Source organism: Scandinavium sp. NPDC088450 (genome assembly GCF_044900545.1).
Lineage (GTDB): Bacteria > Pseudomonadota > Gammaproteobacteria > Enterobacterales > Enterobacteriaceae > Scandinavium.
The window spans coordinates 16,060-34,832 of record NZ_JBJDNI010000035.1; the positions used below are offsets into that span (position 1 = coordinate 16,060).

Below are 18,773 nucleotides of genomic sequence, written 5' to 3' on the forward strand. Positions count from 1 at the left end.
GGGATGGAAATCGCAAAACAACTTCGTACTAACCAAACACCAGAAGAACAGCAGCTATGGTATCTGCTGAGAGCAAAACGCTTTCATGGGTATAAGTTTCGACGACAGATGCCAATCGGCCCCTTTTTTGCTGATTTCGTCTGCTATCGCGCCAGGTTGATTGTCGAACTTGATGGAGGACAACACGCTGAAAATACGGACAATGACAGGCAAAGGACGGCGTGGCTAAAAGCCCGAGGCTGGGAAGTTTTACGCTTCTGGAATAATGAGTTAAGGGAGAATGAGGAGGGGGTATTGATGAGAATTCTGGAACACCTCACCGCCTGCTCCCCCTCTCCCTAACCCTCTCCCTAGGGGAGAGGGAACTAAAACAGGCGACTTTTTCTCCCTCTCCCCGCGGGAGAGGGTTGGGGAGAGGGGCTGGCACGGAATTACTTCAAAGACCCCACCAGCGCTTTACGGCTGTCTTCCAGCGACACTACTCGCCCGCACACGTCTTTACCGAACTTCTGGAAATCCGCTTCCTGGTTTTTCCATTCGTTCTGCACTGCGGTTTGCAAACCGCCCATGCTGCCGAGGATGTTTTGCAGCGGGTTACCGCCGCCTTTCAGCACCGCTTTCGAGCCCATTTCATTGATGCTGTCCTGCAACAATCCGCCCATCGCCTGATTCACCAGGTTCTGGCCGTCGGCTCGTACCTGCTCAACACCTTTGTAGTGGAACGTCAGACCATCGGTGCGGTGCTCAATGATGCGGTTCATCTGCTCTTTGAGCTGCGCGTCCAGTTTGGTCAGACGCCCATGCATGCTGCTGCTGGCTCCCACCTGCTCGGTGATGATTTTATCCAGCGCGGCGCGGCTTTTGTCCACGCGTGAGCGGGCGCCTTCGTCAATCCATGGCAGCGCGCTGCGCAGTTCGGCTTGATAATCTTTCGCCTGTTCGCGCTGGGCGGCACTCAGCGTGTACTGTTTGCCGTTGAACATCACGTTGCCGTCTGGGGTGATCACCAGATTGCCGTTTTCGCCTTTCACCTGCACGGTTTGCGGGTTGAGGATCACATCGTCACGCGGGGTGACGCTGCACTGATAATCCGCCTGTGCGGCGAAAGCCGTAACCGAGAGGGCCGCCACCAGCAACGTTTTGCGCATCATAGAAACTCCTGTAAAGACAAAACGGGCCAGCGATTGCTGGCCCTTTATAGCTACTTAGTCCCACCAGACGTCGAAAAGTTCGCTGGTGCGTACCTCTTCGAGCTTCTGCTCTTCCAGCCACTTACGCACGATGGCCTGATGCTCTTCGGTACATTTGCCGGTTTCCTGCAGACAAATCAGACCTTCCCAGGCCAGATAGCCGCTGCCATCAAACGCCAGCTTGTTTGGCTCGATCACTTCATCAATAAAGCGGTCGACGGATTTGTCGATTTGCTCAACGTCAGTCCCTTCCGGGAAACGCCATGCAACAGAGAACCCCACTTCCTGGAATTCGTCGATGTGCATTTTTTTACGCAGACGACGGCTACGGTTTTTCGCCATTATTTCACCCTCTCGAACATTAAGTCCCATACGCCGTGACCAAGACGATGGCCACGTTGTTCAAATTTGGTTACCGGACGCGATTCCGGACGCGGAACATAGTCGTTGCTCTCGGAGACATTTTTATACCCTTCGAGCGAGGACATCACTTCCAGCATATGTTCCGCATAAGGTTCCCAGTCGGTCGCCATGTGGAAAACACCACCCAGCTTCAGCTTGCTTTTCACCAGCTCGGCAAACGGCGCCTGAACGATACGGCGCTTATTATGACGTGCTTTGTGCCATGGGTCAGGGAAAAACAGCTGCACCATGTTCAAAGAATTGTCAGGAATCATTTTGTGCAGCACTTCCACCGCGTCGTGGCACATCACGCGCAGGTTTTCCACGCCCTCTTCGTGCGCAGAAGCGAGGCAAGCGCCAACGCCCGGGGAATGCACTTCGATGCCTAAGAAATTCTGTTCAGGCCTGGCTTTCGCCATGGTGACCAGCGATGCGCCCATGCCGAAACCAATTTCCAGGGTGGTTGGCGCTTCACGGCCAAACAAGGCGACAAAATCGACCGGCGCTTCGCTGAACTCAACGCCCATCACCGGCCAATAGTTATCCAGCGCATGCTGCTGCCCTTTGGTCAGGCGGCCCTGGCGGCGGACAAAGCTGCGAATACGGCGCAACGGGCGGCCGTTTTCATCAAATTCCGGTGAAATGACGTCGTTGTTCATAAAAATTCAGTCTACCTGATGAGTATTTAAGGAAACGGGCATTATCCAAAGTTAATGAGAGGATGCAAGCATGGGAAAGATCCGGTTTACAGCGAGGCTGTCGCTGTGCTGCAATCTGCGTCCCTGATACAGCGAATCGGTAACCATGCAAGCCTCTCAATTTTCAGCCCAGGTGCTGGACTGGTACGACAAATATGGGCGTAAGACCCTGCCCTGGCAAATAGAAAAAACGCCGTACAAAGTATGGCTCTCTGAGGTGATGCTGCAACAGACGCAGGTGGCGACAGTCATTCCCTATTTTGAACGCTTTATGGCGCGCTTTCCGACAGTCACCGATTTAGCCAATGCTCCGCTTGATGAAGTCCTTCATCTGTGGACAGGCCTTGGCTATTACGCTCGTGCGCGCAATCTGCATAAAGCCGCGCAACAGGTTGCCACGCTTCACAAAGGCAAATTCCCTGAAACGTTTGAAGAAGTTGCCGATTTACCGGGCGTTGGCCGCTCTACGGCGGGCGCCATCCTTTCGCTTTCTTTAGGCAAACATTTCCCGATCCTCGACGGTAACGTGAAGCGTGTTTTAGCTCGCTGCTACGCTGTCGACGGTTGGCCGGGCAAGAAAGACGTAGAAAAGCGCCTGTGGTCAATCAGCGAAGATGTGACGCCCGCGAAAGGCGTGGAGCGTTTTAACCAGGCGATGATGGACCTGGGTGCGATGGTCTGTACGCGCTCGAAACCGAAATGCGAACTCTGCCCTTTAAACACCGGTTGTGTGGCCTATGCCCATCACAGCTGGGCGCAGTATCCCGGCAAAAAACCCAAGCAGACGCTGCCTGAACGCGAAGGTTATTTCCTTATCATGCAGCACGATAACGAAGTGCTTTTACTCCAGCGTCCACCAAGTGGCCTGTGGGGCGGCCTGTTCTGTTTTCCACAGTTCGCCTCAGAGGCAGAATTACGTGAATGGCTGGCTGCGCGTCAGATAAAAGCCGGCAAGCTCGAACAGCAAACCGCCTTCCGCCACACCTTCAGCCATTTCCATCTGGATATTGTGCCAATGTGGCTCAGCGTGCAGTCTGTTGGCGCATGCATGGATGAAGGCAACGCTCTCTGGTATAACTTAGCCCAGCCACCGTCCGTGGGGCTTGCCGCTCCCGTTGAACGCCTGTTACAGCAGTTACGCGCCGGCGCTCTGGTTTGAGCGACGGCCTAAAAGAGGAATAGTCATGAGCAGAATCATTTTTTGTACCTTCCTGCAGCGCGACGCTGAAGGCCAGGACTTCCAGCTTTACCCGGGCGAGCTCGGCAAACGCATCTATAACGAAATCTCGAAAGAAGCCTGGGCGCAGTGGCAGCACAAGCAAACCATGCTGATTAACGAGAAAAAACTCAACATGATGAATCCGGAGCACCGCAAGCTGCTGGAGCAGGAGATGATCAACTTCCTGTTCGAAGGCAAAGACGTGCATATCGAAGGCTATACGCCGCCGGAAAAACAGTAAGGCAGGATTGCCCGGCGGCACTTCGTTTGCGCGGGCCTGCGTTATCGCTGTAGGCCGGGTAAGCGTAGCGCCACCCGGCATTGCCGATACATTTATCACAACACCACAAGCACTCCCGGAATGATGAAAAAATATTTAGCGCTAGCCCTGATTGCGCCGTTGCTCATTTCGTGTTCAGGCTCTAAAAAAAACGATACCTATAATGAAGCCTGGGTAAAGGACACCAACGGTTTTGACATCCTGATGGGCCAGTTCGCCCACAACATAGAGAATATCTGGGGGTACAACGAAGTTCTGGTCGCAGGGCCGAAGGACTACGTGAAGTATTCCGATCAGTATTACACCCGTAGCCACATCAACTTTGACGAAGGTACGATCACCTTCGAAACCATCGCCGGAACCGATCCTGCCGGCCGCCTGCGTCAGACGATCATCAAAACGCTGTTGATGGGCGACGATCCGGGCTCGGTCGATCTCTATTCCGATGCCGATGACATCCAGATTTCCAAAGAGCCGTTCCTGTACGGACAGGTGGTGGATAACACCGGACAGCCGATTCGCTGGCAAGGCCGCGCATCGAACTACGCTGACTGGCTGCTGCAAAACCGCCTGAAAAGCCGCAATAACGGGCTGCACATTATCTACAGCGTGACCATTAACCTGGTGCCGAATCACCTCGACAAACGTGCGCATAAATACATCGGCATGGTGCGTCAGGCTTCGCGTAAATATGGCGTGGATGAATCCCTGATTCTGGCCATTATGCAGACTGAATCTTCCTTTAACCCTTACGCCGTCAGCAACGCCGACGCACTGGGCCTGATGCAGGTGGTTCAACATTCTGCCGGGAAGGACGTGTTCAAAGCACAGGGTAAATCAGGCACGCCAAGCCGCAGCTTCCTGTTTGATCCGGCCAGCAACATTGATACCGGCACCGCCTATCTGGCGATGTTGAGCAACGTTTATTTGGGCGGAATTGATAACCCAACCTCACGTCGCTATGCGGTGATCACTGCGTATAACGGCGGGGCGGGTAGCGTGCTTCGCGTCTTCTCAAGCGATAAAGTGCAGGCGGCGACCATCATCAACAGTATGTCTCCGGGCGATGTCTATCAGACGTTAACGACTCGCCATCCATCAGCCGAATCCCGCCGTTATCTCTATAAAGTTAACACTGCGCAAAAGAGCTATCGCCGCAAGTAAAACGCCCTTAACTCAGGCTCGATTCCGGGCCTGAGTCTTCTCCCCTCGCCTCTTCGTCATACGAAAATGTTATTTGCGTCACTAAACTGCTCTGCAAAAGAATAATCATTGCATTTTCTTGCGGCAGCTAACAAAACGTCAGACCTCTCACCGCTAGAATCGCCTCAAATCACTGCCGTGAATGTTTTAATAACAACATAACCCCCAATACCTTTGTGAGGAAATTAACATGAACCTTAAGCTGCAGCTCAAAATCTTGTCGTTCCTGCAGTTCTGTCTGTGGGGGAGCTGGCTGACGACGCTGGGCTCGTATATGTTTGTCACCCTGAAATTCGACGGGGCGGATATCGGTGCCGTATACAGTTCGTTGGGGATTGCAGCCGTCTTGATGCCAACGCTGCTCGGGATCGTGGCCGACAAATGGATCAGCGCCAAATGGGTCTACATGCTGTGCCATTTAGTCGGAGCAGGCACGCTGTTTATGGCGGCAGAAGTCACCACGCCGGGCGCAATGTTTATCATTATTTTGCTCAACTCGCTGGCCTATATGCCAACGCTTGGGCTCATCAACACCATTTCCTACTATCGCCTGAAATCGGAAGGGATGGACATCGTCACCGACTTCCCGCCGATTCGTATCTGGGGCACCATCGGCTTTATCATCGCGATGTGGGCGGTGAGTTTTGCTGGTTTCGAGTTAAGCCACATGCAGCTTTACATCGGCGCGGCGCTGTCCGTGGTACTGGCGCTGTTTACCCTGACGCTGCCGCACATTCCGGTATCGAACCAGCAGGCGAAACAGAGCTGGAGCAGCATGCTGGGTCTGGACGCTTTCGCGCTGTTCAAAAACAAACGCATGGCCATTTTCTTTATTTTCTCGATGATGCTGGGCGCGGAGCTGCAAATCACCAACATGTTCGGCAACACCTTCCTGCACAGCTTCGATAAAGACCCGCTGTTCGCCAGCAGCTTTATTGTGCAGCACGCCTCGGTGATGATGTCGATTTCGCAGATTTCCGAAACGCTGTTCATTCTGACTATCCCGTTCTTCCTGAGCCGTTACGGTATTAAGAACGTGATGCTTATCAGTATCTTCGCGTGGATGTTGCGCTTTGGCCTGTTCGCCTATGGCGACCCAACCCCGTTTGGCACCGTGCTGTTGGTGCTGTCGATGATTGTCTACGGCTGTGCGTTCGACTTCTTCAACATTTCCGGTTCCGTGTTTGTGGAAAAAGAAGTGAAGCCAGAAATTCGTGCCAGCGCACAGGGCATGTTCCTGATGATGACCAACGGTTTCGGCTGTATTCTCGGCGGGATTGCGAGCGGTAAAGTGGTGGAGATGTACACCGTAAACGGCATTACTGACTGGCAGAACGTGTGGCTGATTTTCGCGGCTTACTCACTGGTGCTGGCTTTCGCGTTCGTTGCACTGTTTAAGTACAAACACGTGCGTGTACCTGCGGGTGCGCAAGCGCAGACTGTTGCACACTGATTTCCCCCTCTCCCCAGCCCTCTCCCAAAGGGAGAGGGAGCTTAAAAACTCCCCTCGCCCTGTGGGAGAGGGGCTGGGGGAGAGGGCATCAGGCAACTCAATTCTTCAACACATACCCGAACAACCGCTTAATCCCATCGGCATCCTTTTCGCTATACACGCCCTGTAACTCCGGGGAGAAGCCTGGCAGCAGATTCACGCCCTCTTCCAGCGCGAGGAAATAGCGCTGCACCGCGCCGCCCCAAATTTCCCCCGGCACCACACAGAGCACACCCGGTGGATAAGGCAACGCACCTTCCGCCGCAATGCGCCCTTCTGCTTCACTCAGGCGCACCAGCTCCACATTGCCACGGATAAACTCCATATTGGCGTCCTGAGGATTCATCACCACCGCAGGGAAACTGGCTTTGCGGAACATCGCCTTCTGCAAATCCTTCACGTCGAAGCTGACGTACAGGTCATGCATCTCCTGGCAAAGCTGACGAAGGGTGTAATCGCGATAACGCACCGGATATTTGTTGTAGACGGACGGCAACACGTCGGCCAGCGGCGTGTCATCTTCGATATGCTGTTCGAACTGGCCCAGCATCGCCACCAGTTGCGCCAGCTTCTCTGAGCTTTCTGCCGGGGTCAGCAGGAACAGAATCGAATTGAGATCGCACTTCTCTGGCACGATGCCATTCTCACGCAGGTAATGCGCCAGAATGGTGGCCGGAATGCCAAACTCGCTGTATTCGCCCGTATCGGCGTTGATCCCCGGCGTGGTCAGCAGCAGTTTGCAGGGATCAACAAAGTACTGATCCTGTGCGTACCCTTCAAAACCGTGCCAATGATCGCCCGGCCCGAAGCTGAAAAAGCGCCGCTCGCTGGCGATAGTCTGTGTCGCATGATCCTGCCACGGCCGCCCCGCCACCACCGGCGGAATGAACGGTCTGATCATCTTACAATTGGCGATAATGGCCTTGCGCGCTTCAATCCCGAGCGTCACACAATCCGCCCACAGGCGACGGCCGCTTTCACCTTCGTGGATCTTGGCGTTCACATCAAGGGCCGCAAAAAGCGGATAGAACGGGCTGGTCGAAGCATGCAGCATGTAAGCATTATTCAGACGCTTATAAGGGCAAAAACGCGCCTGGCCGCGAATATGATCGTCCTTTTTGTGGATCTGCGAAGTCTGCGAGAAACCAGCCTGCTGCTTATGGACCGACTGAGTGACGAAGATCCCCGGATCGTTTTCGTTGAGATCGAGCAACAGCGGCGAGCAATCGGCCATCATCGGAATAAATTGCTCATAGCCGACCCATGCGGAATCAAACAAGATGTAGTCACACAGGTGGCCGATTTTGTCGATCACCTGCCGGGCGTTGTAAATCGTGCCGTCGTACGTGCCAAGCTGAATCACCGCTAAACGGAAGGGGCGAGCTTCATTTGCACGCTCAGGCGCAACTTCACGGATCAGCTCGCGCAGGTATTTGTCGTCAAAGCAGTGCTCATCAATGCCGCCGATAAACCCGAAAGGATTACGTGCCGCTTCCAGATAAACAGGCGTAGCCCCCGCCTGAATCAATGCGCCATGGTGATTCGATTTATGGTTGTTACGGTCGAACAACACCAGGTCGCCGCGCGTCAGTAACGCATTCGTCACGACCTTATTTGCCGCAGAAGTTCCGTTCAGCACAAACCAGGTTTTATCGGCGTTAAAGACCTTCGCGGCAAACTTTTGCGCCCGCTTGGCGGCACCTTCGTGAATGAGCAAGTCGCCCAGTTTTACGTCCGCATTGCACATATCGGCGCGGAAAATATTCTCGCCAAAGAAATCATAAAACTGACGGCCCGCCGGGTGCTTTTTGAAGAACTCACCATGCTGATGCCCAGGGCAGGCAAAGGTAGCGTTGCCCATCTCAACATATTGAGTCAGCGTGTCGAAAAACGGCGGCAGAAGATTTTCTTCGTAGCGCACAGCGGCAGCTTCAACTTCCAGCCACTGCTGGACGCTGCCGTTGATCACCGCCTTCACCCCTTCAGGGGTTTCAAGCTCTTCGTCGGAAAAAACAAAAACCGGTAAATGAAAGCCGGTGCGTTTAAGCAAAGCCAGAATGCCGCTGCGGCTGTCGGCGAGGCTGATGACGACTGCCGCCACATCGGTAAAATCAGTCCTGTCCAACGCGACGACACGACGGTGCGTAGAAAGGCGTGAGACAAGTTCGAGGCTTGCGGCAATGTGCAATGATTTCATAAGCGCGACTACCCAAATCGGGAGAGTAAAAGGCCCGGACGCGGTAAACACCACGCCCATAAACTGTCAGGGTCCGACTGGTAACCAGCTCCGACCGCCAGACATCAGTAAAAGCAGAAGCACTCTGATTTTACTGCTGTCCTGCAGTGAGCGTACGTTTACCTCACCGCATGGTGAGCATAGAGGATTCAGCAGAATGACGGGGAAACCGTTGCGGATGAGCAATGCGGTAATGGCAACATTGAGTGAATAAAACCATTCAGGCGCCCCCGAAAGTGGAAGGAGAAAATTCGCGCAATGATTACACCTTTCGCCAGAGCGTGCAACCCGTGACTGGCGCTTCCGACCCTATCCTCGCAGAGATGGCGAGAACATATCGATGCAGACAAATCACATAAAACGTCATAATACCGCGCGCTAAAGAAAAACAAGAATTGACCAGAATGGTGAGAGAATGCGCACTCCGTAGCGAAATTAACAAATTTCGTTGACGAGTCCGGCCGAATTTAGTTTAATGCGGCCCGTTGCCCGGATAGCTCAGTCGGTAGAGCAGGGGATTGAAAATCCCCGTGTCCTTGGTTCGATTCCGAGTCCGGGCACCACTAATTTAAAGAAACCAGCCTTAGGGCTGGTTTTTTGCTTTCTGAGGTTCCGGACTCTTCATCGAAGCGGTTCGATGATTCGCCGCAAGCGACTCACCCCTTCGGGGCCAACGCGACAAGCGCGTTGTTCAAACGCCTTCGGCGTTAGTCCGAGTCCGGGCACCACTAATTTAAAGAAACCAGCCTACGGGCTGGTTTTTTGCTTTCTGGGGTTCCGGACTCTTCATCGAAGCGGTTCGATGATTCGAAGTAACCTCCCCCGCCCAAGCCAAACTTCAAGAATTGCCACCAGGGTTATGGTTATTTTTTATTTTGTCGACCATGCTTTTTGTAATTCTCAAATCGACCCTTGTTACCGGCGCTTCATCCTCAGGATCTGTAAATGCGTAATGCACTTATGCCCGTCCTCGTAGCCGTAGCCATGTTTTTGTTGGGCGTTTTTATTCTGAGTACGCAGCTCTGGTATTCTGCGCGCGCAGACAGCCTTGCGGGTGCTCGCTATGCCATAAAGAACATGAATGTCATTCTGGATGAGGCCCAACGCGCCACTCGATCGGCGATGGATATCGCACAACAAGGCTGTGGTCTGGAAGAACAGTATCGACTCGGTACTGAGGCTGCTTTGCAGCCTCATCTGAGAACGATCATGATCCTTAAACAAGATACGGTTCAGTGCTCTTCTCTGCCTGGCAACCGCGTGCTGCTGGTCAACGTCACAGCTTTACCGAATGAGCCCTTGTTACTCGTCCCTGCTGAGAGCACGGTAAACGGCCTTCCGGTTCTTATCTATCAAACCAATTTTGCGGATAGCCGCATTGTGGTGTCCATGAGCGACCGGCATATACGTGATGCCTTAAATATTCCGCTCAAAGATGTCTCGTATGTCTTAAAAGTGGGAAATAGCGTGATAGGGGAGACTGGCGGGGTTTCGGCGTTAGACGATACACAGCATTTTTCTGGCCGCGCTGTGGCGACAAACTATCCCTACAGTATCGAATACAACATTCCGCCGATGGTTAACCTGCCGAGGCTCATTAACAAAGGCGGCGGTATATTGCTCTTTTTACTGCTGACGTCCTGCATCGCGGGTTGCATCCTTTATAAGTATCTGAACAAAAATACGTTACCGGATGAAGCGCTGCGAAAAGCGATTGCCAGAAATGAGATCGTCCCTTTTTATCAGCCCGTCGTAAACGGCAAAGAAGGAACATTGCGCGGGGTTGAAGTGCTGGCGAGGTGGAAGGTTCCAGACGGGGGATATATTTCTCCGGCGGTCTTTATTCCGGTGGCGGAGAAAACCGGATTGATCGTGCCTTTGACGCAAAACCTGATGGCTCAGGTGGTCAGCAACATGAATGCCATTGCCAGTAAGTTGCCGGAAGGTTTTCATGTGGGCATTAATTTCAGCGCGTCGCATATCACCTCCCCTACCTTCGTGGAGGAATGCCTCAGCTATAAGCGCAGTTTCTGCCGACAAGATTTAAACCTGGTTATCGAAGTCACAGAACGCGAACCTCTGGATGTCGATGAACATCTCGTTAATACCCTAAATGTTTTGCATAACAATGGCTTTACCATCGCCCTGGATGACTTTGGTACCGGTTATTCAGGGCTGTCTTATTTGCAGGATTTGCATATCGACTACATCAAAATTGACCAAAGTTTTGTCGCCCGGGTGAATGCCCACGAGGACTCAACCCGAATTCTCGATTCCGTTTTGGATCTCGCGCGTAAGCTATCAATAAGCATCGTCGCCGAAGGTGTGGAAACAAAAGAGCAACTCGATTATCTCAATAGAAATAACATCACTTTTCTTCAGGGATACTATTTTTTCAAACCCGTTCCGCTTCCTGAGCTGGTCAAAATCCTGCTGTCTAAACCGAAGGTGAAAGTGGTGGTTGAGTAATCATCCGCTCTATCGTGTTGGCAGTGATTGCAGCCAAAAAAATGGCCCCTGTCGGGACCATTCACGAACACTTTTAAAAGAAAATAAATTACTTATCTGACTGCTGCGTTTGATTCGCCCAGGTCTGAGTCAATCCTTTTAAATGCTGTTGTACTTGCTGATGCGTTGCTGCGGCTGTTTCACTGGACTGGCTCTGGAGCACACGGAGCTGCTCCTCAAGAGGAACGGTTTGGCGGAAGCTGTTCATCATTTCGTAAACGCTGGATTTCAGCTCGCTGACGGTGATGTATTTGCCTTTCTGCCCATCCAGCGCATTGAGTTTGTCCACCAGCGTCTGCAACTGCTGCATGCCATTGTGCCAGCCGTTCAAGGTGACCTCTGGCAGTGCATTCACTGCTTGCCTCTGCTGCCATTGCTTCTGCATTTCCGCCACTTCCGGGCTTTCAGGCCAGAGGGTGTTCGCCTGCTTCAGCAAGGCATTGCCATACTGAAAGGCCCAATCGGGTGAAAGCGCAGATAAGGATTCCAGTTGTTGCGTGGCGCTCGCCAGCCATTTTGACTTGTCGACAGTGTTTTCCTTTGCCTGACGCAGCGTTTGCACCTGATCGCCTGTCAGCGCTTGCGGTAATGGCGCAACGGAGGCGCTCAAAGCCAGTGATGCCGTATCGACACGATGCACATATTGCCAGCCCCACAGCGCAATCGCGCCCACAACCAGCGCAGAGCAAACGCCTGCCAGAAATACCGGCCAACGCTTTGGCGGTGGCAGCGTTTCATGCACCACTTCAACGCTCACTTCCGGCTCCGGGCGAATGACGTACACCAGGCGGCTAACTGGCGGTACTGAGTCATCGGCGGGCACAGAAGCCAGGGCCTGAGGCGGAAGCGTTACTGCGGGTGCGCTTGCCTCCTGCGGTGAGCTGTTTTCCAGCCGGGTCAAGGCGCTACGCACTTGTTGCGCCAATGCCGTCGTCGGGCAGGCATGCTTTAACGCCTGACGAGTCAGGATCTCATCCAGCGAAACCAACAGTTTTTCAGCCTGATCCAGCGAGGGCAAATCACTGTGACTGAGAGAAAAAGTCCGGAATATTTTCTGTAGCCGCTGGAACAGACCACTCAGAATTTCAGCCCGGGCATGCACGGTTTGCGGCCAAAGCTGCGCCCACTGATGGCTCAGCAACGCATTCAGAATGGCCAACCCTTCATTCATGCCCTGAACGCGTGCCAGGTGGCCACGCGCGAGGGTATACCACGCCCCGGTCTGAAGCTCGACGCCGTTCAGCTCAAACAGCGAAAGAGAGAGCGTTTCGACGTGCTTCCAGTTCACATCCGGGCGAGCCGGATGCGTCAACTTGCTCATCTCTTCACGCAAGGCAATAAAATCGGCTAACGAACGAGGATCGCTGCCCGTTTTTACGGGACGAGGTTGTACATCATGCATAGTCATGTCCTGGGAATCGGAAAGGAGAGAGTTGGGCATAATATTCTCTGTCGTCGTCATATTTTTTCCAAACATCAATGACGGTATCCTTTTTGTACCATGAAGAATAAAAGCCCCAGCCGATAAAATAGCGAGTATTCCCGCGATATAAGGCTGAAACAGGATCCAGGTCAGCAGAGTGAATAACTACAACAGCAGACCAGCATAAAAGAAGAAAAAAAACCAGGCAGCAAACTTTATTTTTCGACGATAACCCGCCTGTTATGAGAGCAAGCGGTTCATCATGTCAAAAAATACATCCTCGTTAAATTCACAACGTGGCGGCCAGCCGGGGCCTGTCGGGCTCCACGTCCAGCGAGAGCTCTCACTTGAACGCATGTACAAACGATAGGCTGGGGTACTTTTGCCGTCTTCACCAAAGCTGACTTCCATGCAGCCTGTCACGCCCTGCCCGTATAAAAACACCGGTGTAAACTCTGCTGTTTTATTTTCATAACGAAGCAGAATGCCAGGGACATTAAATGCTTTCCCGCCAATCAAATATTCAATTAATGACACCGCTGTACTTTCAATGCGAATCCCGGTACCCGCCAACCAGGCTTCCATATTTTCCTGGAGCTCGCCGATACGCTGGCGAAATTCCGTTATATCTGCCTGGTTACTACCTGTTGATGCTCCTTTGCTGGATTTTTGCTCCTGAAGCTTTTTTAGAAATTGTGCTTTTGCTGTCATGTTTACCTGCATTACCCGCTCTTACGGCTCGAACCTAATTTGTTGTTGGCACGCTTACCAGCGTCCGGAAGCTCCGCCACCGCCGCTGCTGCCACCACCACCACTGAAACCACCCCCGCCGCCACTGCCAAACCCTCCACCGAAGCCACCAAACCCGCCACCGCCACCGCCACGGTGAGAACCGCCTCCCCCGCCACCAGAAAAGAAGCCCCCGAGGAAAGCGATGATAAACAGGTAAACCACCATGCTGGTGAGAAAGACAAATATCACCGCACCGAGAGACGTACCGATGACAAGGGTTAATGTGGCCATCGCCATGCTGCTGAACAGGCAGCGCTTCATCTTGCCGAATTTACGGAAGATGAGTAATGGCAGGATCGGCAATCCAAATAGCCAGCCAAAAAAGCCAAGAGGAGAAGGTTGAGCAAAATCATCGCCCGAAGAAGACTGCGTCTCGACATCTGCCGCAGCAGGGTCGGTTGAGATCTGAATGAGCTTATTAACACCGGCCTGAATGCCGCCTTCAAAGTCTCCATGCTTGAGATAAGGCACGATAGAACGGTTGATGACCTGGCTTGCCTGCAAATCTGTCACCACGCCTTCGAGGCCGTAGCCCACTTCGATTCGCAGCGTGTGATCGGCCTTCGCCAGCACGAGCAGCAAGCCGTCATCGCGCTTTTTATCTCCCAGCTTCCAGCTGTCAAAAACGCGCGTCGAATACTGTTCGATGGTTTCGTCCCCGGTGGTTTCAACCAGCAAAACCGCAAGCTGATGCCCGGTGTCTTTTTCGAACTGAGCCAGCGTTTGGGAAATCGATGAGCTGGCTTGTGCCGAGAGCGTGTGAGTGGTGTCCGTAACCCTTTGCTGTAACGTGGGCACGGCAACCGTTTCAGCACGCGCGGCCAGTGAAACCAGCAGCGTGAACGCTAACAGAATCAAACGCATCGCCATCACCCCTGAGCTGGTTTTGAAAAATCAATCTCAGGCGCAGTACTGACTTTTTTGACGTCGTCCGGCTGGAAGTTCTGTTTTCTTTCGTAACCCAGAATTCGGGCGAGGATCACACCAGGAAACTGGCGGATTTGCAGGTTGTACGTTTGCACAGCCTCGACATAACGGTGACGCGCCACGGCGATGCGATTTTCCGTCCCTTCCAGTTGCACCATCAGGTTGGTGAACATGGTGTCTGCTTTAAGCTCTGGATAGCGTTCGCTGATCACCAACAAACGAGATAGCGCAGAACTCATTGCCTGCTGCGATTGCTGATATGCCTGCATGCTTTGGGCGTTATCCGGCGCGCTCTGGCTCTGCGCCACGCTGCCTATTCTGGCTCGGGCGTCAGCAATCTCTTTGAAGACGCTCTCTTCGTGTGCAGCATATCCTTTCACCGTGGAGACCAGATTCGGGATCAAATCAGCGCGACGCTGATACTGGTTCATCACCTCCGCCCATTTGGCGGAGACATCCTCATCGCTGGACTGAATATCGTTATAGCCACAGCCGGACAAAAACAGAATGCAGGTACAAAGGCTGACCCACTGAACAAATTTACCGATCACAACGCAATTCCTTTTCGCTAAAAATCACTCATCGCTTGACCTCGCCAACGTCAAAGTGACGTCTGCTTATCGAGGTAGTTTTGCTGTTTCAGGTGACGGATAAGCACGCGTCCTTCTGGCATAAAATCTGTGCCGTAGCGCACCAGGCCGATCCCTTTTAATTCAGCATCAATGGCATAACACAGCTCACCGGGGATTTCCTGCTCCAGCAGCACCACCGAGATACTTTTCAGACGCGGCTCATACTTAAGCAGCACCAAAGACAGCGTATTCATCAACTGATGCGCGGTACCCGGCATCCCTTGCAGGATTTTAGTCATGTCCGGCAAACCGTAATCCGGCAGATGCGCCAGCGTGCCCGCGCGACAGTTCAGAATGCGCTGCATGTTATCCAGCACCGACAAAATCACCTGGTTCTGCTCATTGACCTGATGCAGGTCGAGACCACCAGTGAAATTGCCATAGAGGATTTCGTAAAGGGAGGGGGTGTTGTGTCCCTGTGGCATCAGTCGTCCTTAAGAGGCTGTAGCGTCAGATGGTTGTTTCCAGCCTCCAGGATGCGCGGTTTATCAGGATCGAGGTCCTCACGGTGGATAACCATCTTCCAGGTGTTATTCACCATATCCGGATGGCGGAATAAACCGACGACAGCCACAAACTGAGCTTCTGTCTCCATTGGCATATCAAGAGTGGCGTCACCACCTGGTTTCACAACAACATCACGGCTAGCCAGTAAATCCGCTTTAAGGTAGGTCTCACCGTCTTTGAGCAATTGTTGATAGACGGTCTTATCGAAGGTTTTGCGGTCTTTTAATTGATAAACACGCACCACCACCGGCTCGGACAACGAATTACTCTCTCGGGCATCGGTATTCAGTGCTTCACGGGCGGTAAAATCCAGATGAAGCACTTTAATCTTCTTGTAAAAAACAGAATTGAATGCCGATTTGCTCCCGTCGGCAACGCTCTGCGTCAGCCCACAGCCTGCCAGGTTGAGGGTGATGACTGGCAGCAGCCAGCGTGCGGATTTAGTCAAACTTATACGTAACACGTCGGTTTCCTTGTTGTATTTTTGCAGGCTGCAGGCCACTGTAATAGCCCAGTTCCGTTGTAAAAGTCTGTGGAATATCGTCTGAGAAGTTCTCTTCTTCTGCGCCTAACACGCCATTCATGCCCAGCCAAAAAGGCCCCTCTCCCAGAGGAGGCACTGTCAGCAAGCGAGTGCTGAGAGTCAGCGTCATCTTTGCCTTGAATCGCCAACCCAGATAAACCCGAAGCATCACCAGAAAATCCTGGTAGAGCTTACCGTCTGGCTTCCAGCCCTTCGCTTCTTGTTCGTTATCTGTCTTCAAGGCAATGAGCAGTTGGCTATTGGCATCCATCGCTTCATCGCCGAGAGGCGTGTTACCATCCAGAAGAAAATCTTTATCACCGTAGAATCCTAGAGGCTGGCTAATTTCAATGGGCCTCAAACAGTACGGACTCACCTTTACCGTCGTGTCCGGTGCCAGCAAACTGACCAATGCCTGCATCCCTTCCTGGGTTTTACCTGGCTGACGAAGTACGCCCAGCAATGCCAGAAAACGTGATACTGGGGTGGCGATGTGTTCTGCTGTGCCGGGAATACCCAAACCCACCAATCCCAGCAGTGATTGAGAAATACTGTCTGTTCCTCCGGGTTCAAACGTCGCCGGATAAGAGTATTTGCGCCAGATACGGTAAAACTGCGTCAGAATGCGGTGACTGAAGATATCGAGAAAGCCCTGCAGCGCCTCATGGCCTTCCCTACGCTGGGCAATATCATCGAGATAGGCCGTCGGCAGCGGTGAATCAACCCCGTACATTCCCAGAAAAGTGGTACGGATAACCGGCGGTTTGCTGTCATTCTCTTCATCATATTCAACTGCTCTTAGCTCACTGGCCGGAAATCCCATCCCAGGATGCGGGCTGAACCTTACCGGATCGTCGGACGGATGGCTGGTCGAGCCCATCAGCGGCTTACCTGGTTGACGTTTTTCCAGCAGCTGGCAAAAGCGATAAAAATTTATACGATGAAGGTCGGCTTCCAGCCGCGGACTCAGCCGGGAATGCGGCGATTGTGCTTCTCTTCCCATTCCAGGCGTTCTCCGGTTGGTTGCAGAATGATAATCAGGCGATTAAACAGATAGATATCGGTATACAGTGCGAAGAAGCGGCTCAGCATCTCACCAAACAAACAGATATCACCCCGCCCGGCGAAACCGTAGCTATCGAGCGTGACTTCTATCTGCACGCCTCGCACCAGATACCCTTGCTCAAAGCGTTCTGCTTCACTGTGTTTCACATCGATGATGGCTTCCAGACGGCGGCGGTTCATCTCACTGTGCGTCCATTCATACAGTGCCAGCGTACCGCGCAGTACTTCGGCGTTATCCATCATCGACAGGAAACCACTGCCGAGATGACTCAACACTCGCCAGTGAAAACGATCCTGATCGGGTGGATAACAGGGCAACGTTGGAGCGCACAGATTACGTACGGCAATACTGGCTGAGGTGGTTTTCATCACCGTATCAAGCACCGTGCTTTGCAGAGCACGCCGTGGTAGCTGCCCGTTGGTTCCGGTGAGGGTTAGAGAAAGGCTCTCGTCTTCTGGCACTGTATGGTTGTCGAACGCTTCCCCGCCAAGAATCAGCCAGGTGTTATGCAAACCAGACGGGCCACGGCGCACGCGGGTGTGGTAGTAATATTCCGGCGCTTCATGACGCATCATTCCACCTTTGTGGCGGAAACTCGAAAACGGCACGTAGGTGTGCTGGCTCGATGACATCACCGAATCCACCGCGTATATCTCGGTATGGCCATCCTGCACGCGCATCGGGCGCAGCATGTATTCGGTCTGCAGGGAGTTGAGCGTCAGCGGGTCGGATTCCAGCGGGAACAGGTTAATCACCGGCACACAGTTCAGGCGCAGATGCTTTTCGGTAAAGCTGAAGTCATGCTCCCAGCGCTCCGCCAGTACCACGTCGATTTCAAACCAGGGGATCTCCGCAGGGAAGGCTACCGTCTCCAGACCACACAAGCCGGTGAACATGAACTTCTCACGGAAGGTAAAATATTCCAGCAGCAACTGATAGCCACTGAAACTGCTGTTGCCCTTCGGCCACAGCGTATCGTCATCGCCAAAGCCTTGCGCGGTAAAGTGCCCATCAAATGGCCTTCTGTCCACATCCCCCGGCATCCGTAACCACATGCGAGCCACATTCATCGTGAAGGCTTCGTGCATTGCGCAAGCCAATGGGGCATCGGCGTTGAAATACAGAGATATACAACTAAGATCGATACGGCTCCAGTCAGCCAAATCGCTACAGTTGAAGCGAAGCTTTACAACCGAACGACCATCAGAGTCGGTGGTCAAGTGAGCTGAATCCAGCGATAGCGGCTGGAGATGAATCTCTTTGGTGGTGGTGTACCGGCAACGCGTGCCTTTCTCACCGATCGGCCGCGAGTTCACCTCAAAGCCTTTGACGATGCGCATCTGCTCTTTCATCTCACGCCAGTCAGGGGTGAATTCCACCACCGACATAGAAGGAATGGTACGCAGGTAATGCGGCCACAGCAGGCTGACCAGCCCTTCGGTCAGTTCAGGCAGGTCGTCATCAAGCTTCTCACGCAACCGGCCCATCAGGAAGGCAAAGCCCTCGAACAGCCGCTCCACGTAAGGGTCGCGCGCCCCTGCTTTATCGAGATTGAGCATTGCCGCCTGCTCGGGGTGAGCACGGGCAAACTCTTCACCCGCCTCAAGCAGGTAGCGCATTTCAGCGTCGTAATAACGCAGGGTTAAATCATCCATATTTTATAATCTTTATAGTC

Annotated in this window: 18 protein-coding genes and 1 tRNA gene; 7 read left to right on the forward strand and 12 right to left on the reverse strand. The window is 53.0% G+C overall.

The features are described from left to right. Positions 1-3: 3 nt before the first annotated feature. Positions 4-342, forward strand: coding sequence for an endonuclease domain-containing protein (locus ACI2I2_RS22320; protein WP_404659955.1), 339 nt, complete (start codon positions 4-6; stop codon positions 340-342). Positions 343-431: 89 nt separating this feature from the next. Here ACI2I2_RS22320 and ACI2I2_RS22325 read toward each other — a convergent pair whose 3' ends face one another. From ACI2I2_RS22325 to trmB, 3 genes are read right to left on the reverse strand one after another with little or no spacing between them, the layout of a single operon-like run. After that, the gene (locus ACI2I2_RS22325; RefSeq protein ID WP_404659956.1) at positions 432-1,151 is read right to left on the reverse strand and encodes a DUF2884 domain-containing protein; all 720 of its coding nucleotides are present in this window, start codon (positions 1,149-1,151) and stop codon (positions 432-434) included. Between the two features lie 54 nt (positions 1,152-1,205). Beyond that, positions 1,206-1,532: a YggL family protein gene (locus tag ACI2I2_RS22330; protein WP_404659957.1), complete on the reverse strand. Its 327-nt coding sequence runs from the start codon at positions 1,530-1,532 to the stop codon at positions 1,206-1,208. After that, on the reverse strand, positions 1,532-2,251 hold the full coding sequence (gene trmB, locus ACI2I2_RS22335) for a tRNA (guanosine(46)-N7)-methyltransferase TrmB (RefSeq protein WP_404659958.1): 720 nt from the start codon (positions 2,249-2,251) through the stop codon (positions 1,532-1,534). Before trmB ends, ACI2I2_RS22330 begins: the two co-directional genes overlap by 1 nt. A 145-nt stretch (positions 2,252-2,396) precedes the next feature. Between trmB and mutY the strand changes: the two genes are divergently transcribed. The 4 genes from mutY (at position 2,397) to ACI2I2_RS22355 (ending at position 6,445) form a co-directional block, all read left to right on the forward strand. Continuing rightward, positions 2,397-3,449, forward strand: a complete 1,053-nt coding sequence (mutY, locus tag ACI2I2_RS22340) for an A/G-specific adenine glycosylase (protein ID WP_404659959.1) — start codon at positions 2,397-2,399, stop codon at positions 3,447-3,449. A 25-nt stretch (positions 3,450-3,474) separates the two neighbouring features. After that, complete coding sequence (locus tag ACI2I2_RS22345; RefSeq protein ID WP_404659960.1) at positions 3,475-3,750, forward strand: oxidative damage protection protein; 276 nt, start codon at positions 3,475-3,477, stop codon at positions 3,748-3,750. Between the two features lie 123 nt (positions 3,751-3,873). After that, on the forward strand, positions 3,874-4,953 hold the full coding sequence (mltC, locus tag ACI2I2_RS22350; protein WP_404659977.1) for a membrane-bound lytic murein transglycosylase MltC: 1,080 nt from the start codon (positions 3,874-3,876) through the stop codon (positions 4,951-4,953). Between the two features lie 229 nt (positions 4,954-5,182). Continuing rightward, entirely contained in the window at positions 5,183-6,445 is a 1,263-nt protein-coding gene (locus ACI2I2_RS22355; protein ID WP_404659961.1) for a nucleoside permease, read from the forward strand. A gap of 97 nt (positions 6,446-6,542) precedes the next feature. Here ACI2I2_RS22355 and ACI2I2_RS22360 read toward each other — a convergent pair whose 3' ends face one another. Further along, positions 6,543-8,681: an ornithine decarboxylase gene (locus ACI2I2_RS22360; protein WP_404659962.1), complete on the reverse strand. Its 2,139-nt coding sequence runs from the start codon at positions 8,679-8,681 to the stop codon at positions 6,543-6,545. A gap of 526 nt (positions 8,682-9,207) precedes the next feature. Between ACI2I2_RS22360 and ACI2I2_RS22365 the strand changes: the two genes are divergently transcribed. Then, positions 9,208-9,283 (forward strand) — tRNA-Phe (locus ACI2I2_RS22365). 382 nt (positions 9,284-9,665) lie between these two features. After that, a complete protein-coding gene (locus ACI2I2_RS22370) occupies positions 9,666-11,189 on the forward strand; it encodes an EAL domain-containing protein (protein WP_404659963.1) in 1,524 nt (507 codons plus the stop codon). 88 nt (positions 11,190-11,277) lie between these two features. Here the strand turns inward: ACI2I2_RS22370 and ACI2I2_RS22375 are convergent, their stop codons facing one another. The 8 genes from ACI2I2_RS22375 to tssF form a co-directional block, all read right to left on the reverse strand. Then, positions 11,278-12,630 (reverse strand): VasL domain-containing protein, encoded by a 1,353-nt coding sequence (locus ACI2I2_RS22375; protein WP_404659964.1) that lies wholly within the window; start codon positions 12,628-12,630, stop codon positions 11,278-11,280. Positions 12,631-12,891: 261 nt separating this feature from the next. Then, a complete protein-coding gene (locus ACI2I2_RS22380; RefSeq protein WP_404659965.1) occupies positions 12,892-13,362 on the reverse strand; it encodes a hypothetical protein in 471 nt (156 codons plus the stop codon). Between the two features lie 54 nt (positions 13,363-13,416). Beyond that, a complete protein-coding gene (locus ACI2I2_RS22385; RefSeq protein WP_404659966.1) occupies positions 13,417-14,307 on the reverse strand; it encodes a TPM domain-containing protein in 891 nt (296 codons plus the stop codon). A gap of 5 nt (positions 14,308-14,312) precedes the next feature. After that, positions 14,313-14,918, reverse strand: a complete 606-nt coding sequence (locus tag ACI2I2_RS22390) for a LemA family protein (RefSeq protein WP_404659978.1) — start codon at positions 14,916-14,918, stop codon at positions 14,313-14,315. Between the two features lie 53 nt (positions 14,919-14,971). Continuing rightward, positions 14,972-15,427: a type VI secretion system baseplate subunit TssE gene (gene tssE, locus ACI2I2_RS22395; RefSeq protein WP_330985509.1), complete on the reverse strand. Its 456-nt coding sequence runs from the start codon at positions 15,425-15,427 to the stop codon at positions 14,972-14,974. Next, positions 15,427-15,972 carry a type VI secretion system lipoprotein TssJ gene (gene tssJ / locus ACI2I2_RS22400; protein ID WP_404659967.1) on the reverse strand — a complete coding sequence of 182 codons (546 nt, stop codon included), beginning with the start codon at positions 15,970-15,972 and terminating at the stop codon, positions 15,427-15,429. The genes tssE and tssJ overlap by 1 nt, the downstream gene beginning before the upstream one ends. Beyond that, a complete protein-coding gene (gene tssG / locus ACI2I2_RS22405) occupies positions 15,950-17,035 on the reverse strand; it encodes a type VI secretion system baseplate subunit TssG (RefSeq protein WP_404659968.1) in 1,086 nt (361 codons plus the stop codon). Before tssG ends, tssJ begins: the two co-directional genes overlap by 23 nt. Continuing rightward, positions 16,999-18,753 carry a type VI secretion system baseplate subunit TssF gene (tssF, locus tag ACI2I2_RS22410; protein WP_404659969.1) on the reverse strand — a complete coding sequence of 585 codons (1,755 nt, stop codon included), beginning with the start codon at positions 18,751-18,753 and terminating at the stop codon, positions 16,999-17,001. The genes tssG and tssF overlap by 37 nt, the downstream gene beginning before the upstream one ends. Positions 18,754-18,773 lie beyond the last annotated feature (20 nt).

What these genes read in the sequence shown, in the direction of transcription:
- ACI2I2_RS22375 (WP_404659964.1), bottom strand. Translation starts at nt 12,630, where the DNA reads ATGCATGATGTACAACCTCGTCCCGTAAAAACGGGCAGCGATCCTCGT.
- tssG (WP_404659968.1), bottom strand. Translation starts at nt 17,035, where the DNA reads ATGGGAAGAGAAGCACAATCGCCGCATTCCCGGCTGAGTCCGCGGCTG.
- ACI2I2_RS22345 (WP_404659960.1), top strand. Translation starts at nt 3,475, where the DNA reads ATGAGCAGAATCATTTTTTGTACCTTCCTGCAGCGCGACGCTGAAGGC.
- ACI2I2_RS22380 (WP_404659965.1), bottom strand. Translation starts at nt 13,362, where the DNA reads ATGACAGCAAAAGCACAATTTCTAAAAAAGCTTCAGGAGCAAAAATCC.
- ACI2I2_RS22320 (WP_404659955.1), top strand. Translation starts at nt 4, where the DNA reads ATGGAAATCGCAAAACAACTTCGTACTAACCAAACACCAGAAGAACAG.
- ACI2I2_RS22360 (WP_404659962.1), bottom strand. Translation starts at nt 8,681, where the DNA reads ATGAAATCATTGCACATTGCCGCAAGCCTCGAACTTGTCTCACGCCTT.
- ACI2I2_RS22330 (WP_404659957.1), bottom strand. Translation starts at nt 1,532, where the DNA reads ATGGCGAAAAACCGTAGCCGTCGTCTGCGTAAAAAAATGCACATCGAC.
- mltC (WP_404659977.1), top strand. Translation starts at nt 3,874, where the DNA reads ATGAAAAAATATTTAGCGCTAGCCCTGATTGCGCCGTTGCTCATTTCG.
- ACI2I2_RS22385 (WP_404659966.1), bottom strand. Translation starts at nt 14,307, where the DNA reads ATGCGTTTGATTCTGTTAGCGTTCACGCTGCTGGTTTCACTGGCCGCG.
- tssF (WP_404659969.1), bottom strand. Translation starts at nt 18,753, where the DNA reads ATGGATGATTTAACCCTGCGTTATTACGACGCTGAAATGCGCTACCTG.
- ACI2I2_RS22355 (WP_404659961.1), top strand. Translation starts at nt 5,183, where the DNA reads ATGAACCTTAAGCTGCAGCTCAAAATCTTGTCGTTCCTGCAGTTCTGT.
- tssE (WP_330985509.1), bottom strand. Translation starts at nt 15,427, where the DNA reads ATGCCACAGGGACACAACACCCCCTCCCTTTACGAAATCCTCTATGGC.
- ACI2I2_RS22325 (WP_404659956.1), bottom strand. Translation starts at nt 1,151, where the DNA reads ATGATGCGCAAAACGTTGCTGGTGGCGGCCCTCTCGGTTACGGCTTTC.
- trmB (WP_404659958.1), bottom strand. Translation starts at nt 2,251, where the DNA reads ATGAACAACGACGTCATTTCACCGGAATTTGATGAAAACGGCCGCCCG.
- ACI2I2_RS22370 (WP_404659963.1), top strand. Translation starts at nt 9,666, where the DNA reads ATGCGTAATGCACTTATGCCCGTCCTCGTAGCCGTAGCCATGTTTTTG.
- mutY (WP_404659959.1), top strand. Translation starts at nt 2,397, where the DNA reads ATGCAAGCCTCTCAATTTTCAGCCCAGGTGCTGGACTGGTACGACAAA.